The sequence below is a fragment of the Methylocystis suflitae genome (genome assembly GCF_024448135.1).
Taxonomy (GTDB): domain Bacteria; phylum Pseudomonadota; class Alphaproteobacteria; order Rhizobiales; family Beijerinckiaceae; genus Methylocystis; species Methylocystis suflitae.
In genome coordinates, this window is the sequence record NZ_JAMRYX010000051.1 from 1 (window position 1) to 14,603 (window position 14,603).

Genomic DNA, 14,603 nt, shown 5'->3' on the forward strand with positions numbered 1-14,603 from the left:
CACGCGTCTCGAAGGAGGAGGAAGCCGGAGGCTCCGTTCCTGTCAACTCAACTCTTCGGCGCGCTCCTCATGCGCGATCCTGTCGAGCACGGCGTTCACCATTCCCGACTCGGTCGGCCCGAAAAAGGCGCCGGCGACGTCGACATATTCCTTGATGACGACGCGCGCCGGAACGTCCTTGCGCGACCGCAGTTCATAGACGCCTGCGCGCAGGGCGGCGCGCATGACCGACTCCAATCGCGCCAGCGGCCAGCCGCCGGACAGCGCGCGATCAATCTGCCGGTCGATCGCGACCTGATCAGTCAGGATTCCTTGCAGCACGTCGCGAAAAAAGGCGGCGTCCGCCGGCTTATATTGCGCGCCTTCGATCTCACGCCCGATCCAGTGAGACTCGAACTCGGCGAAAATCTCATTGAGTCCTTTGCCGGCGACTTCCATTTGATAAAGCGCTTGCACGATCGCCAGACGCGACGCCGAGCGTTGATCGACGCTCATACGACGCCCCGTTTGAGCCGCACGAGCGCGAGCGCCGCGCGCGCCGCGTCAGCGCCCTTGTCGCCCTGCTTGGGATCGGCGCGCACGATCGCCTGCGCCTCATTCTCCACAGTGAGCACGCCGTTGCCGAGCGGCAGGCGGCGCGAGACGGAAAGATTCATCAGCGCGCGCGTGCTTTCATTGGCGACGAGTTCGAAATGATAGGTCTCGCCGCGAATGACGCAGCCGAGCGCAACGACTCCATCATAGGGCGCGCCGGCTAGCTCGGCGTCATCCAGCGCGATCGCGGCCGCTGTGGCGATCTCCAGCGCGCCGGGAACTTCGACCACCGTCGCCTGCGCCTGAAGCGCGCGCAGCGCGTCAAGTGCGCCTTCACGCAGCAGCGCGACGATCTCGCCATTGAACTTCGTCGTGACGACGAGAATATGCGCGCCCGGCACGGGCGCGACGTCAGCGTCGTCGGGTGCAAAACCAGCCATTCAGGCGACTCCATGAGTGCACGCAACCCTCTCCCGCCGGGAGAGAGTTGGGCTGCGAAGCAGCCAAGCGAAGGTTAGCGTTCTCAATTGCAAAGGTGCGGGACGCGCCGCCGCAGCGAACGCATTATCGCTGAGGCGCAAACCCCTCACCCGACCCGGCCAAAAGCCCGTCGTTTACGACGGGCGTCCTTACAGACGCCCTTTGGCCGGGCCACCCTCCCCCTATGGGAGAGGGAATCCGCGAACCAATTTCTGGGGCGCGTTATGTCACACGCGCGGCGCTCTGTCAGCCGGTATGGCCGTTATACACATCCTCGCGCCAAACTCAGGCTAACCCGCTTCGCTCAGCCGCGCTGCGTAGCGCGCCATCAGATCGACTTCGATATTGACTGCATCCCCTGCCCTGCGCGCGCCGAGCGTCGTAACGCTCAGCGTATGCGGAATGAGCAGCACCGAAAAGCGATTCTCCTCGACCTCGTTCACCGTGAGCGAAACGCCGTCGAGCGCCACGGAGCCTTTCTTGGCGACGAAACGCGACAGAGTTCGCGGCGCCTCGACCCAGAATCTGGACATGTCGTCAAAGTCATCGCGCGAGATGATGCGCGCGACGCCATCGACATGACCGGTGACGATATGGCCGCCAAGTTCGTCGCCGATCTTCAACGCGCGTTCGAGATTGATGCGCGTTCCGCAGGCCCATGTTCCGACCGTCGTGACGGCGAGCGTCTCGGCGGCGGCGTCGATCTCGAAGATCGTTCGCGCGCCCTCGCGCGCGACGGCGACGACCGTCAGGCACACGCCCGAGCAGGCGATGGAGGCGCCCAGAGCGATGCCGTCGGCATCGTATGAACAAGCGATGCGCAGGCGGCGCAGTTCGCCGCGCGGCGTCATCGCTACGACTTCGCCCACATCGGTGACGATGCCGGTGAACATCAGTCGACCCGCGCGTATCGGGTCATGGCGTCGGCGCCGAGCGCGCGCGTTTCGATCAGACGGTATCGCGAGTCGTCATCGAGGGCGGCGCGCGCCGCAGGGGTTAGCGCGGGACGCCCTGCCCTCCCGAGCGGCTTGACCGCGGTGTGCAGGATGACTTCGTCGGCAAGATCCGCGGCGAGCAGACTTTCGGCGACGCGCGGTCCGCCTTCGCTGAAGACGCGGGTGACGCCCCGATCGGCGAGAAGTCTGAGCGCGCTCACAAGATCAATATGGCCTTCCCGCGTCGCGATGCGGACAACTTCTGCGCCGGTGGCGTTTTCAAACGCTTTGGCCGCTTCATCGGCGACGTCCGCTCCAGCAATCACGAGCAGAGGCGTTTCGTGCGCCGTCGACGCGAGGCGCGATCGCGGCGACAGCGACAGCTTCTCGTCGAGCACGACGCGGAGCGGCTTATGTTGTTGCATTCCGGGCAGGCGCACGGTCATCAGCGGATCGTCGTCGCGCGCCGTGCCGCCGCCGACCATGATCGCGTCATGCAGCGATCGCTGCACATGCGTGAAGGCGTCGGCGATAGGTCCGGTGATGTGCAGGCGCGGATCATGCGCTGCGCCAGCGGCGTAGCCGTCCGCCGTCCGCGCCAGTTTCAGCGTGATCATCGGCCGGCGACGGGTGACGCGCAGAATATGCCCGAGGTGATCGGCGCGCGCGGCGGCGGCGCCCGGACCAACGACGACCTCAATTCCCGCTTGGCGCAGTCGGGCGAAGCCGTCGCCGGATACGCGCGGGTCCGGGTCCTCAAGGGCGGTGACGACGCGCGCGACGCCGCCGGCGATGAGGGAGTCGACGCAAGGCGGCGTCGCCCCATGATGCGCGCAGGGCTCCAACGTGACGTAAAGCGTCGCGCCGCGCGCAGCCTCGCCCGCCGCAGCCATGGCGATCGCCTCCGCATGCGGGCGCCCACCCGGCGCGGTCCAGCCGCGGGCGATAACGACGCCGTCGCGCACGAGCAACGCGCCCACCGCGGGATTCGGCGCGGTCCGGCCCAAATTGCGCCGGCCGAGCGCGAGCGCCGCCGCCATATAGGCGTCGTCGGTCGCGGTCTGCGGAAAGGCTTCGTGTATCGTCATGCCTTCTCTGGGTCGTCGGCGTCCGGCGCAAAAGCCGCGCCGTCGCCGCCACTCTCCAATTCGTCGATCACCGCTGAGAAGTCGCGAACCTCGCGGAAGTCGCGATACACCGAGGCGAAGCGCACATAGGCCACGGGGTCAAGCGATCTCAGCCCCTCGATCACCAATTCGCCGATGTGCTGGCTTTCCACCTCGACTTCGCCGAGGCTTTCGAGCTGACGAACGATTCCGGAAATCATCTGCTCGACGCGGTCCGCTTCGACCGGACGCTTGCGCAAGGCGATCTCAACCGAGCGCGTCAGCTTGTCGCGATTGAACGGCGCCCGGCGACCCGACTTCTTGACGACGATGATTTCGCGCAGCTGCACGCGCTCAAAGGTCGTGAAGCGGCCGCCGCAGGTCGGACAGACGCGGCGACGCCGAATGCAGGACGAGTCCTCGGCAGGACGGGAGTCCTTCACCTGCGTGTCGACGGAGCCGCAATAGGGACAGCGCATGTTGGGCGCCTTTTCCTCTCGCTCGGAGAGGCGGCCCCGCAGCGCGGGGTCGGGGGCTCCCTTCTCCCGCAAGCGAGAGAAGGGAGCCGATTACTAGTAGATCGGGAACTTCGCGGTCAGCGCGTGAACCTTTTCCTTCACCGCCGCTTCCGTCGCGGCGTTGCCTTCCTCGCCCTTCGAGGAGAGGCCGTCGAGCACCTCGACGATCATCTGCCCGACCTCTTTGAACTCGTTCTGGCGGAAGCCGCGCGAGGTCGCCGCCGGCGAGCCGAGACGAATGCCGGAGGTGACGAAGGGCTTTTCCGGATCGAAGGGAATGCCGTTCTTGTTGCAAGTGATGTGGGCGCGGCCCAGCGCGGCCTCGGCCGCCTTGCCGGTGATCTTCTTGGGACGCAGATCGACGAGCATGAGATGGTTGTCGGTGCCGCCCGAAACGATCGCAAGACCGGCGTCGACGAGCGTCTGCGCCAGCGTTTGCGCATTGTCCTTGACCTGCTGCTGATAGGTCTTGAACTGCGGGGTGAGCGCCTCGCCAAACGCCACGGCCTTTCCGGCGATGACATGCATCAGCGGACCCCCCTGCAGGCCCGGGAACACCGCCGAGTTGATCTTCTTGGCGAGGTCCTCGTCATTGGTCAGCACCATGCCGCCGCGCGGACCGCGCAGCGTCTTATGCGTCGTGGTGGTGACGACATGCGCATGCGGGAAAGGCGAGGGATGCAGCCCGGCGGCGACTAGGCCAGCGAAATGCGCCATGTCCACCATGAAATAGGCCCCGACGCTGTCGGCGATCTTGCGGAAGCCTTCGAAGTCCCAGATGCGGGAATAGCCGGAGCCGCCCGCGATGATGAGCTTCGGCTTATGCTCCTTGGCCAGCGCGGCGACCTGCTCCATGTCGATGCGCTGATCGTCCTTGCGCACCGTATAGCTCACCGGCTTGAACCAGCGCCCGGAGACATTGACCGGCGACCCATGCGTCAGATGACCGCCGGCGGCGAGATCCAGCCCCATGAAGACGTCGCCCGGCTGAAGAAGCGCGAGGAACACCGACTGATTGGCCTGCGAGCCGGAGTTCGGCTGAACATTGGCGAATCCGCAGTCGAACAGCTTCTTGGCGCGGTCGATCGCGAGATTCTCGGCGATGTCGACAAATTGGCAGCCGCCGTAATAGCGCTTTCCGGGATAGCCCTCGGCGTATTTGTTGGTGAGAACCGAGCCCTGGGCCTCCAGCACCGCCTTGGAGACAATGTTCTCCGAGGCGATCAGCTCGATCTCGTGCCTCTGGCGGCCGAGTTCGAGTTCGATCGCCTTTGCGATTTCCGGATCGGAAGCGCTGAGGGAGGCGGTGAAGAAACCGGATTGGCTCATTGGAATAGACCTCTATGCCTAACGGCGCTGAACGAAAGCAAAAACCGGCTCCCGGTCTTAATCGGCGAAGCCGGTCCTTAGGACGCGCATCGTGAGAGGGGTCGCTTATCACGGCGAAGCCGCGACGGGAAGAGCGGCCGCGGTCGCGGGCTGAGGCCAAATCAAGTCTCGCGCCGGCTTTCACCAGTCGCCTTTCCTTTGTAAAGGCGATCTTTTGCGCCAGCGCCAGCGAAATCCGCTTTGGCGGCGGGACCGCTTCGCTCGCCAGCGCCTTCGTTTCATCAAGCGCCAAAATGACGCATGTCGGCCTCGACCCGATGGGCGCAAAGCCGCGGCGCCGACCGGCGCCATAATTCCGCTTCAAACGCGCGTTTGAATTTCAATCAGTCGTTTTAAACGGAGGTTCGTCATGAACCATCACCTGGAAACAAAAATTGCCGCGCTGAGCGCCAAGTCGCGCGGGCTGCTCACCAATGCTGCGGTCTGCTTCGTCGCGACCTGGCTCGTCGCCTCCCTTCCTCCGCAATGGAAGAGCGCGGACGCGCTAAGCAAGATCGCTTTCACTACCGATCCGGTGAGCGGCAAAATCATCGACCGCATCGAGACTGCGGATACTGAGCGCGCGCCGCCCGTCGAACGCAAAAGCGCGGCGCCGGCGCTCTTGGCCGTCTATCCGCAGGCGCGCATCGCCGGTTGGGCGACCCAATATGATCTGCCAAACGCGTTGGTCGCTGAGAAGTCGGAGACGACGATTGCAAAGCCGACGAAAGTCGTCGATTTGCGCAGGCAGTCTCCGGAAAAGAGAAACCCTGTCGAGTCGTCGCGGTTGGCGCCCCCGACCAACAACGCCGAACCGGTCGTCGCCCAGCCAATGGGCGATAGCGCGGACCAGCCGGAACGGAGTTTCTTGGCCAAACTCGACCCGACAGGGCTCCCATTTAAGTTGGCTCCGCTCGGCCAGAAGGCGTGGGCCAGCGCGGCGTCGCTCACCGGCGCGGTGTCGAGCTTGATCAACATATATCCTTTTTGAGGATGGCGCCTTGAGTAATCTAGATCAGGCGCGCGTCGCCTCTCGCTCGACGGAGACGACACGCGCGGCGCTCATCAAGGCTGCGACATCGGTTTTCGCCGAATATGGATATGGCGGCGGCTCGGTGCGGCTCATCACCCAGCGGGCGATGGCCAATCAAGCCGCCGTCAATTACCACTTCGGCGGAAAAGACGGCCTTTATCGTGAAGTTCTGATGGCGGCGACGCGGGCTTTCGAGGAGAATGCGTTCCTGGACGCCGAGGAACTCGACTCGCTTTCCCCGGAAGACGCGCTGCGGCGCTATCTCCATCAATTTCTGTTGCCGCTGGTCAAGCGCGATCGCGTCAGCCGCTTTCTGCGCATCTTCGCCTGGGAAAGCGTGCAGCCGAGTGAGGTCTTCAGCGCCTTCATCGCAAATTCGCCGCCCCGCATCTTTCATTTGGCGGAAGGGGTCGTACGACGTTTCCTGCCGCAAGACGCCTCTGCGGAGACCGTCACATTCGCGACGCTGTGGCTTGCCCAGCAGCCGATGTTCTTCGTGCGAGACGCGGAGCGGCTGGCGCAGCCGCCCTTCTCGCTCAAATTCGACGAAGACGCGCTCGAGCGGCTCGTCGACACGCTGGCGGGCTTAAGTCTGCGCGGACTCGCCAGAGTTTAAACCTGACCAATCGCTCCCGTCCGCTCGCGGTGCGTCTTAGGGAACAAACATGACAGCTCTGCTGCACAGCAATTACTTCTCCGCAGTCCTGACCGAGGCCCAAAAGGCTTTGGAGTTCTCCGCAAACGTCCTCATTCTCGCCGCGACCGTGGCGCTCGTCGGGGCCTTCTTGGCTTTGATCAAGGGCGCTTGAACCTATTGCCGCGGCGACGGAAAATCGCCGCCGCGGCGAAAGGCGTAGCGACAATAACCCATAAGGCGTTGTGCAGGCGCGCCGGGGACGCGCAGGGATCGGTCCTCCCCACGCGCCAGTCCGGTCCGCGAATTCTCACCTACGGATATTTTGCTGGCCCCGAACGGGGCAAGCTCATTGGGCGGCGACGCCGCGGTGGAGGGATTCGGATCTGACGAAACCGGTCCTCCCGTCCAAATGAACTTTGCACCAGCCGCGGAGCCAGCCATGAGTACAGTGTGCGACATGCACTTGGGTTGACGCCGGGATTGTTGCCACCACGGCAGAACCCGAGCCCGGCCTCTTTCTCAGGCTGGCGGGCGCGACCGTAACCACGGGCGCGACAAAAATGCGATCTCCCGACGGGGCGAGCGCACCTTCGTGAACGAAGCCCTCGATCCCGGCAGAGCTGACTTTGCACCAGTCGTGCTGACCCCACCCCCTGACGCAGTCCGAAACCGAAACCTCTTCCCCTGCGTGCAGGTCTCCGATCACCGGCCATTTCGGTCCTGGGCCCGAGTGAACGCTCACCGCGCCGCCGAAAGGATTTGCCGAAACGGAACCGATGGTGAAAAGCTCAAGGCCCAGTAAGAGGACGGCCAGCAAAACTGAGAGCGCCGCTCGCATGTATTTTCTCTCCAGATACATGATTGAGATCCATCTTGGTTCATCCCTGTCAATCAAAAGCAGGGACCACACCAACAACGCCAAGGGCCGCATCTGCGCACCAATCCTGGCGGACAAAACGGACCCCAACCAAAACATGCGGCTTTCTCTGGTCTCACCGAGTATTGTTGAGCCAGCGCGTTAACCGCCGAAGATCCGCGTGAAGATTGCGCCTCCGCGACCGAAAAGGCGCTCCCCATCAGAAACAGAACAGTTAAAAACGATACCCTTGCTCTATGCATGACCATCCTCCTTGAGCGTGAGCATAAAAAAACGCTCAGTTCCCGCAAAGGTTCCACGGACCCGTTCACCCCAAACGAAAATTAGTGAGTCTGTTTCGGCGGGGCGCCGTGGCGACAGCGAACGCCGACGCCACAATTTCGCTTTAAACGGTCGTTTGAATTTCAATCAGTCGTTTTAAACGGATGTTCGCAGTGGGGGACCACCTGGCATCAACATTCGCCTCGGTCATCGCCTGGTCGCGCCGGACTCTCGTCGACGGCGCCCTGTGCTTCGTCGCGACCTAACTCGTCCTCCGCCCAGACAATGGGCGAGAATGCGGAGCGGCCATTCGAATTTTGGAAGCGACGCATTTTCTAAAGCGGGGCGACGTCCGCTTCGACGTAAAATGTTCAAACGACGGGCTCAGGCATGAATGACGAAAGAAGATGGCCGGATCGGCGCGACCTCTTGGGAATGATCGGCGCCGCTTTGACGGCCGGAGGAACCACGCGCGACAGCTTCGCTCAGACGCCGACCGAGGACTTGGGGCCTCCCCTGCTTGGGGCGCGGGCGTGCCTTTTGACGCCGGAAGCGGTGCAGGGCCCCTATTACAACGATCCAAAACTGGTTCGCTGCGACATTCGCGAGAACAAGACTGGCGTTCCGATCATGTTGCGCCTCCAGATCGTCGATCAGGCGTGCCGGCCGATCGCCGGCGCACGAGTGGACGTCTGGCATTGCGACGCGGTGGGCCTCTATTCGAACTACCCGGGACAAGGCGACGACCGCGCGCATCCCGTCAGCACGATAGGCGAATCCTTCCTGCGCGGCTCGCAGCTCGCAGACGCCGCCGGCGTCGCGACCTTCAAGTCCATCTATCCCGGCTGGTATCCAGGACGCACGCCGCACATCCATTTCAAGACGTTCCTTAACGACGCCAACATATTGACTGGACAACTCTTCTTCCCGGACGCGCTGAGCGAATTCATCTATCGCGAGATTCGTCCCTATTCGGAGCGGACGGCCAAGCGCGACACGATGAACAAGGACGATTTCATCGCGATCGGCGCGGGACCCGGCTCCTTCGCGAGCGTCACCGAGGAAGATCAGCGCTACCTCGTCACGCTTGTCATCGGCGTCGACCCCGCCGCCCGATCCAAGGCGTCGGCGAGCATGCCCCCCGAGGGGCTTGGGCCGCCGCCGTCCGGCGCGCAGCCTCTCCGCGACCCAAAGCGGGTCTCGCCGCTCGTTCCGGGAATCGACTGACGCGTCCTGTCGAATATCGCTGTCGCCAAGCAATCGAGGACTGAAATCCAGAAACTATGGTACGGCAGATATTATGAAGCGGTTCTGGTCGAGGCCCGATATCTGGAGCTAACCCAGAACCTCTTCATCATTGCGATGACGATCGCGCTCGTCGCTGCCCTCTGAGCGCTTGTCGAGGGCGCATAGGCCTTCCGCCAACCCTTGCGCGTTAGATCTGAGATAGAATGCGCCGGGACAGAAGCTCCCGGCAAATCGCCGCAGCACGGGCAGACGTTAACAATGGTGGCGAGGCCGATTTCGTCATCAAGCCGCAAACGGTCCGCGGCCCAGTCGAAGCGCATGAGCGCATGCTTGTCGGCGCCCGCGAAACAGGGCATGTTTCGCACTCGCCTCAGGTCTGAACTTCAAGGATGCGCGCGGATGACGACAGCACATATTGCAGCGGCGTCCATTGCGGTTGCAGCGGCATTCGGGTTCATGGGTTCCGCGCAAGCAAAGACTCTGACGCTGCTTTGCCGCCATGGCGACAATCTCTATGCTCGCCCCTACTCGGTCGACTATTCCCCAACGACCGCGACGCTCGCAATAACGGACAATGGACGAACCGACGCCTATCCCGTCGAAGACGTGACAAGAGACAACGGGGGATATGTCATACAGGCCTATGGCAAGCTGCTGAACGCGCATATCACGCTGATAACGTCGTCTCCCCAGCAGATTCTCTATTCAGGCGCCTTCACCAACGACGTCTTTGCGATCGATTACTGCAGGTGAGCGAGTCTTTCGCGCTGCCGTTGACGGCCTACGCCGCGCGCTTCTGATAGTCCTTCACATCGGAAAATGTGATCGCCGGATTGCGCTCGGCGTCATAGTTGAGCTGGAACGCCGACGAGCTCATGAACACCGGCGCGCCGTCGAGATCGTCGGCGATGCTGGAGCCATTTGCATCGATGAAGCTCTTCAGCTTCGCCGGCTCGTCCGAGCCGATCCAGCGACAGACGGTGAAACGCGGCTGTTCATAGCGCGTCTGCAGCCCATATTCAGCCTCGAGCCGCGTCGCCAGCACGTCGAGCTGCAACGCGCCGACGACGCCGACGATCGCGCCCGAGCCGTCATGCGGCGTGAAGACCTGCACGACGCCCTCTTCCGCAAGCTGCTGTAAGGCTTCGCGCAGCTTCTTGGCCTTCATGGCGTCGCCGATGAGAATGCGGCGCAGGATTTCCGGCGCGAAGCTCGGCACGCCGCGAAAGACGATCTCCTCGCCCTCGGTCAGCGTGTCGCCGATGCGCAGTTGCCCGTGATTGGGCAGACCCACAACGTCGCCGGCGTATGCTTCGTCGGCGATCGAGCGGTCGCGCGCGAAGAAGAATTGCGGCGCATTGATCGGAATATTCTTGCCCGTGCGGATGAGCTTCGCCTTCATGCCGCGCGTGAGCCGGCCCGAGCAGACGCGCATAAAGGCGATGCGGTCGCGATGGTTGGGGTCCATATTCGCCTGGATCTTGAAGACGAAGCCGGTCATCTTCGGCTCCTTCGCCTCCACCAAACGCTTGTCCGCCTCCTGTGCGCGCGGGCTCGGCGCATATTCCGCCATGGCGTCGATCAGATCGCGGACGCCAAAGTTGCGCAGCGCGCTGCCGAAGAAGACGGGCGTCAGATGGCCCTCGCGGAAGGCCGAAAGATCGAAAGGCTTGTTGCCTTCTTCGGCGAGCATCGCCTCCTCACGCCATGCATCCGCGCCGCCCGGCAGGAGCGTGTCGAAGAGCGGATCATCGAGGCCGCTCGTTTGCAGCAGCTCGGCGTCCTCGTCGATCCGCCGCACGGTCTTCGTCGCGAAGCGGTAGGTGCCGGCAAAGCTTCTGCCCGAGCCGATCGGCCAAGTGATCGGCGTCGCGTCGAGCGCGAGAGTCTTCTCGATTTCGTCGATGAGATCGAAAGGATCGCGCGCTTCGCGGTCGAGCTTGTTGATGAAAGTGACGATCGGAATGTCGCGCAGGCGGCAGACTTCAAAGAGCTTGCGCGTGCGCGCCTCGATGCCTTTGGCGGCGTCGATCACCATCACCGCGGCATCGACGGCGGACAGCGTGCGGTAGGTGTCTTCCGAAAAGTCCTCGTGGCCTGGCGTATCGAGCAAATTGAAGACGCAACCGCCGTATTCGAAGGTCATCACCGAGGTGACGACCGAGATTCCGCGCTCGCGCTCGATGCTCATCCAGTCCGAGCGCGTCTGCTGTGCGTTGCGCTTGGCCTTGACAGCGCCGGCAAGCTGGATCGCGCCGCCGAACAGCAGCAGCTTTTCGGTGAGCGTCGTTTTGCCGGCGTCAGGATGCGAGATGATCGCAAAGGTGCGGCGACGGGAAACGGGATCGTTGGCTGGGGTATGCAAGTGGGCTCGATTTCCAAAGGAATTCACGCAGGCCTTACCGGCAAGGGACTGAGACTGCAATACCAGGCTCGTCCTGCCTCAGGCTTCGCTGAGCGCCAATCATCTTCCGCAATCAGGAACTTCACGCGTCGGGCCGGGTTGTCCTCACGGAGCGCACGATCAGGACCGCAGGTTCAGATCGCCCGCCCGAGGAACAAACGAGATGATCCGCCGAGTCGCATACGGTAAGGCGGTCTTCGCCGGCATGGCGGGAGCGGTCGCCCTGGAGATCGTGGCGCGGCTACTGATCCTGGCGGGAGCGCCAGTTTTTGACATCGTCGGCACGCTCGGCGCTCTCGCGCAGCCCTACGCCAGCGGATTGGCGTCCTGGTCGGTCGGCATGGCGCTGCATCTGACGGTCGGGGCGATCTTCGCCGTGTTCTACGCCTATTTTTTCTGGTCGACCCTGCCCCTTCGGCCCGTGTTTCAGGGCGTTGTGTTTGCGCTCATCCCGATGGTTCTGGCGATCGTCATCATGGGCCCGCAGTTCGAGCTTATGAATCCGCTCGCCGTCAGCCGCGAACCGCCCCCCTCTGGCCTCTTTGGCTTAGCTGGAGGCGTAAGCGGGCCGATCTCCATAGCGGTTGAGCATGTGATCTGGGGCGCCACGCTGGGCCTCCTCTATGTCCGGCCGGTCGGTTACCCTGCCGATAGACAGCCAGCTCTCCGATCCGCGCGGCGCCGCAAAGCGACCCTTCCCACAAACCACCCCGATGATCCCGCTGTGGACAGGTTCATGTTCGCAACGGGCGTCGAATGCAGCTATCCGACTCTCGGAGGCGGACGCTGGCGCATGGATGAGATGGCCGCCTGCAGCCACTATCGGCACTGGCGCAAAGATCTCGAACTCGTCCGTCGATTGGGCATTCGCTATCTCCGCTATGGGCCGCCGCTGCATCTGACCAACCCGCACAGGGGGCGCTACGACTGGGATTTTCTCGACGAGGTCGCCGCCGAGATGCGACGGTTGGGGATCGTTCCGATCATGGATCTTTGCCATTTTGGCCTGCCGAACTGGCTCGAAAACTTCCAGAATCCGGAGACGCCGCATGCGCTCGCCGATTACGCCCGGGCTTTCGCCCAGCGTTATGACTGGGTGCGCTTTTACACGCCGGTCAATGAAATGTACGTCTGCGCGAAACTCAGCGCGCTTTTAGGATTGTGGAACGAGCAAGCGCATGACGAACGCGCCTTCGTCACCGCCGTCCGTCACCTCGCCAAGGCCAATGTGCTCATGATGCGCGCCATTGCGACTGAGCGGCCCGACGCGATCTTTGTGAACAGCGAGAGCGGCGAGTTCTTTCAGTCCTGCTGTCCGGATCCGAACCTTTGCAAAATAGCCGACTTCGAGAACCAGCGCCGCTTTCTCGCTCTCGATCTGCTTTACGCCCATCCGGTGCGCGAAGATATGCGCGACTATCTCTACAAACATGGCATGCCGCCTGAGGAATATGCCTGGTTCATGCGACAGGACGTCGGGAAGCGCGCCATTCTGGGCGTCGACTATTACGAGTGGAACGAGAAGCTCGTCGACTCCGAGGGCCATGTCCAGGCGCTCGGCGAATTATTCGGTTGGCATGTTATCGTGGAGCAATATTACCGTCGCTATCAGCGCCCGATGATGCATACCGAAACCAACTGTCTGGACGCGCGCGAAGCACCACGCTGGCTCTGGCGGCAGTGGCACAATGTGCAACTCATGCGCCGAAGCGGCGTCCCGATCGTCGGCTTCACCTGGTACTCGCTCACCGACCAGGTAGACTGGGACATCGCGCTTCGCGAGCCTCTTGGCAATGTCAATCCGGTTGGGCTTTTCGATCTCAATCGCGATCCTCGTCCCGTCGGGCAGGCCTATCGCTATCTCATCAGGCTTTTCTCTGCGGAGATGCGCGACACGCCTCCGATCGAAGCGGTCATAGACCACTGCCAACGCTCTGACGCGAGGCGGCGTCATGCTTAGCATGCTGCGTGCGCATGGACTGGACGCCGGCCCCACGCAGAGGCCCCTCTTGGCCGGCCTTTTTGCGAGCCTGCCAGCCGACATTCCGGCGATCGCTGTGTTGTATGCATTCGGCGCGCTCGACGCGTTGGCAAAAGCAGCCAACGTCTCGACCACCTTAGCGGCGCAGGCCTATATCGCCCTTATGCTGGTCGGCGGCCTGCTCTATGGCTGGCTGTTTCGCAGAGCCGCCAACGACCCGCGCGGCGGCTGGCTCTTCGGTCTCTCCTTCGGCTACCTGCTGTGGATGTTGGCGGCGACGCCGCTGCTGCAGTGGCTCCCTGAGCAACCGGTCATGCGCGGTTATCCGGCGATGGGACTTTTCCTCGGGCTGTTGGCTTGGGGCCTGACGCTCGGCGTCGCGTTTCCGCTCATCCACCGACGGTTTCTGCTGAGACTCGACGAGGAGCCAGCGCAGCGCTCAGAGTCGACAGGTCCGCAAGCGGCCGCCGACCCACATTTGAAGCGCAGTCTTTCTGAAAGGTGAGTCGATCGACATTCGCGCAGAGCGCGCAGGTTATCGAAACTACTTGAAATCCTCCGCGAGCGATGCGCGCGTCGCTTCCGACAAGACGGCCATATGGCTGTAGTTGGGATGCGACAGGCCCAAAATCACGCGCGTGTTCGGCTCCCTGAACGCCGCAATCTGCGCCTCCGTAAAGGGAAAGTGCACGAATTGCACGCTGCTGGCCTTGCCTTCAGCCGTGGTGCGATCCTGATCCTGCTCGGCCTTGCCGACGACGCGCTCGCCGCCGACTTCGATGGAGGCCGTCTCCTCCACGCCGCCGAGTTGCGATAATACGCGCGCCCGCCGCAGCGCGTCGTCGATCTCGATCATGAACGTCGCGACGAGTTCCTTGCCTTTGGGTATCAGCGGATTATAGGCCGCAAGCTCATCGGCGACCTGCGCATCGCCGCCTTTTTCGATGTGCAGCATCTCCTGCACCTGCAGCCACATCGTGTCGAAACTCTCGAAGTAGAAGGTGACGTAGGGGCCGACCTCGACCCGGCGGTTGCGCTTGATCGCGGTGAGGCGCTTGCGATGTTCCGCTCGATCCTTGGCGTATTCCGCCCAGGGCAGAATATCGGCGGCGGTGAGTTGGTGACGATCTGTCATGAGGCGCCTCGCATCTAACACACTCCCCTTGAGGGGGAGAGTCGAAGCGCGAAGCGCTTCGGGGTGGGGTGACTACAACGAAAACG

The 14,603-nt window shown here is 62.9% G+C and carries 16 protein-coding genes; 7 read left to right on the forward strand and 9 right to left on the reverse strand.

Annotation, left to right across the window (positions count from 1 at the left end):
- Window positions 1-42: 42 nt before the first annotated feature.
- The 6 genes from nusB to glyA form a co-directional block, all read right to left on the reverse strand.
- Window positions 43-495: a transcription antitermination factor NusB gene (gene nusB / locus NEI07_RS03920; RefSeq protein ID WP_256032858.1), complete on the reverse strand. Its 453-nt coding sequence runs from the start codon at window positions 493-495 to the stop codon at window positions 43-45.
- Window positions 492-974 (reverse strand): 6,7-dimethyl-8-ribityllumazine synthase, encoded by a 483-nt coding sequence (ribH, locus tag NEI07_RS03925; RefSeq protein ID WP_256032859.1) that lies wholly within the window; start codon window positions 972-974, stop codon window positions 492-494. The genes nusB and ribH overlap by 4 nt, the downstream gene beginning before the upstream one ends.
- A 330-nt stretch (window positions 975-1,304) precedes the next feature.
- Window positions 1,305-1,907, reverse strand: coding sequence for a riboflavin synthase (locus NEI07_RS03930; RefSeq protein ID WP_256032860.1), 603 nt, complete (start codon window positions 1,905-1,907; stop codon window positions 1,305-1,307).
- Window positions 1,907-3,037: a bifunctional diaminohydroxyphosphoribosylaminopyrimidine deaminase/5-amino-6-(5-phosphoribosylamino)uracil reductase RibD gene (ribD, locus tag NEI07_RS03935; RefSeq protein ID WP_256032862.1), complete on the reverse strand. Its 1,131-nt coding sequence runs from the start codon at window positions 3,035-3,037 to the stop codon at window positions 1,907-1,909. The genes NEI07_RS03930 and ribD overlap by 1 nt, the downstream gene beginning before the upstream one ends.
- Window positions 3,034-3,534: a transcriptional regulator NrdR gene (gene nrdR / locus NEI07_RS03940; RefSeq protein WP_256032863.1), complete on the reverse strand. Its 501-nt coding sequence runs from the start codon at window positions 3,532-3,534 to the stop codon at window positions 3,034-3,036. Before nrdR ends, ribD begins: the two co-directional genes overlap by 4 nt.
- 93 nt (window positions 3,535-3,627) lie before the next feature.
- A complete protein-coding gene (gene glyA, locus NEI07_RS03945; protein WP_256032867.1) occupies window positions 3,628-4,902 on the reverse strand; it encodes a serine hydroxymethyltransferase in 1,275 nt (424 codons plus the stop codon).
- 409 nt (window positions 4,903-5,311) lie between these two features.
- Here glyA and NEI07_RS03950 point away from each other — a divergent pair, with 409 nt between their 5' ends.
- From NEI07_RS03950 to NEI07_RS03960, 3 genes are read left to right on the forward strand one after another with little or no spacing between them, the layout of a single operon-like run.
- A complete protein-coding gene (locus NEI07_RS03950; protein WP_256032868.1) occupies window positions 5,312-5,932 on the forward strand; it encodes a hypothetical protein in 621 nt (206 codons plus the stop codon).
- Window positions 5,933-5,942: 10 nt separating this feature from the next.
- On the forward strand, window positions 5,943-6,590 hold the full coding sequence (locus NEI07_RS03955; protein WP_256032869.1) for a TetR/AcrR family transcriptional regulator: 648 nt from the start codon (window positions 5,943-5,945) through the stop codon (window positions 6,588-6,590).
- 49 nt (window positions 6,591-6,639) lie between these two features.
- On the forward strand, window positions 6,640-6,783 hold the full coding sequence (locus NEI07_RS03960; RefSeq protein ID WP_256032870.1) for a hypothetical protein: 144 nt from the start codon (window positions 6,640-6,642) through the stop codon (window positions 6,781-6,783).
- Window positions 6,784-6,957: 174 nt separating this feature from the next.
- On the opposite strand, the gene NEI07_RS19695 is transcribed toward NEI07_RS03960, so the two are convergent.
- Window positions 6,958-7,587 (reverse strand): SH3 domain-containing protein, encoded by a 630-nt coding sequence (locus NEI07_RS19695; RefSeq protein WP_407659845.1) that lies wholly within the window; start codon window positions 7,585-7,587, stop codon window positions 6,958-6,960.
- A 552-nt stretch (window positions 7,588-8,139) separates the two neighbouring features.
- Between NEI07_RS19695 and NEI07_RS03965 the strand changes: the two genes are divergently transcribed.
- The gene (locus tag NEI07_RS03965; protein ID WP_256032871.1) at window positions 8,140-8,976 is read left to right on the forward strand and encodes an intradiol ring-cleavage dioxygenase; all 837 of its coding nucleotides are present in this window, start codon (window positions 8,140-8,142) and stop codon (window positions 8,974-8,976) included.
- A 420-nt stretch (window positions 8,977-9,396) separates the two neighbouring features.
- Window positions 9,397-9,750, forward strand: coding sequence for a hypothetical protein (locus tag NEI07_RS03970; protein ID WP_256032872.1), 354 nt, complete (start codon window positions 9,397-9,399; stop codon window positions 9,748-9,750).
- Window positions 9,751-9,778: 28 nt separating this feature from the next.
- Here NEI07_RS03970 and NEI07_RS03975 read toward each other — a convergent pair whose 3' ends face one another.
- Complete coding sequence (locus NEI07_RS03975) at window positions 9,779-11,362, reverse strand: peptide chain release factor 3 (protein ID WP_256032873.1); 1,584 nt, start codon at window positions 11,360-11,362, stop codon at window positions 9,779-9,781.
- Window positions 11,363-11,564: 202 nt separating this feature from the next.
- Between NEI07_RS03975 and NEI07_RS03980 the strand changes: the two genes are divergently transcribed.
- Both NEI07_RS03980 and NEI07_RS03985 read left to right on the forward strand, forming a co-directional pair.
- Entirely contained in the window at window positions 11,565-13,361 is a 1,797-nt protein-coding gene (locus NEI07_RS03980; protein WP_256032874.1) for a family 1 glycosylhydrolase, read from the forward strand.
- On the forward strand, window positions 13,354-13,887 hold the full coding sequence (locus NEI07_RS03985) for a hypothetical protein (protein WP_256032875.1): 534 nt from the start codon (window positions 13,354-13,356) through the stop codon (window positions 13,885-13,887). Before NEI07_RS03980 ends, NEI07_RS03985 begins: the two co-directional genes overlap by 8 nt.
- Before the next feature lie 39 nt (window positions 13,888-13,926).
- Here the strand turns inward: NEI07_RS03985 and NEI07_RS03990 are convergent, their stop codons facing one another.
- The gene (locus tag NEI07_RS03990; RefSeq protein WP_256032876.1) at window positions 13,927-14,517 is read right to left on the reverse strand and encodes a DUF3501 family protein; all 591 of its coding nucleotides are present in this window, start codon (window positions 14,515-14,517) and stop codon (window positions 13,927-13,929) included.
- Window positions 14,518-14,603: the final 86 nt, after the last annotated feature.

Excerpts from the sequence above, each read along its gene's own strand:
- glyA (WP_256032867.1), bottom strand. The coding sequence starts at position 4,902 with ATGAGCCAATCCGGTTTCTTCACCGCCTCCCTCAGCGCTTCCGATCCG.
- NEI07_RS03930 (WP_256032860.1), bottom strand. The coding sequence starts at position 1,907 with ATGTTCACCGGCATCGTCACCGATGTGGGCGAAGTCGTAGCGATGACG.
- NEI07_RS03960 (WP_256032870.1), top strand. The coding sequence starts at position 6,640 with ATGACAGCTCTGCTGCACAGCAATTACTTCTCCGCAGTCCTGACCGAG.
- nusB (WP_256032858.1), bottom strand. The coding sequence starts at position 495 with ATGAGCGTCGATCAACGCTCGGCGTCGCGTCTGGCGATCGTGCAAGCG.
- NEI07_RS03980 (WP_256032874.1), top strand. The coding sequence starts at position 11,565 with ATGATCCGCCGAGTCGCATACGGTAAGGCGGTCTTCGCCGGCATGGCG.
- ribD (WP_256032862.1), bottom strand. The coding sequence starts at position 3,037 with ATGACGATACACGAAGCCTTTCCGCAGACCGCGACCGACGACGCCTAT.
- NEI07_RS03950 (WP_256032868.1), top strand. The coding sequence starts at position 5,312 with ATGAACCATCACCTGGAAACAAAAATTGCCGCGCTGAGCGCCAAGTCG.
- NEI07_RS03990 (WP_256032876.1), bottom strand. The coding sequence starts at position 14,517 with ATGACAGATCGTCACCAACTCACCGCCGCCGATATTCTGCCCTGGGCG.
- nrdR (WP_256032863.1), bottom strand. The coding sequence starts at position 3,534 with ATGCGCTGTCCCTATTGCGGCTCCGTCGACACGCAGGTGAAGGACTCC.
- ribH (WP_256032859.1), bottom strand. The coding sequence starts at position 974 with ATGGCTGGTTTTGCACCCGACGACGCTGACGTCGCGCCCGTGCCGGGC.
- NEI07_RS03985 (WP_256032875.1), top strand. The coding sequence starts at position 13,354 with ATGCTTAGCATGCTGCGTGCGCATGGACTGGACGCCGGCCCCACGCAG.
- NEI07_RS03965 (WP_256032871.1), top strand. The coding sequence starts at position 8,140 with ATGAATGACGAAAGAAGATGGCCGGATCGGCGCGACCTCTTGGGAATG.
- NEI07_RS03970 (WP_256032872.1), top strand. The coding sequence starts at position 9,397 with ATGACGACAGCACATATTGCAGCGGCGTCCATTGCGGTTGCAGCGGCA.
- NEI07_RS19695 (WP_407659845.1), bottom strand. The coding sequence starts at position 7,587 with ATGTTTTGGTTGGGGTCCGTTTTGTCCGCCAGGATTGGTGCGCAGATG.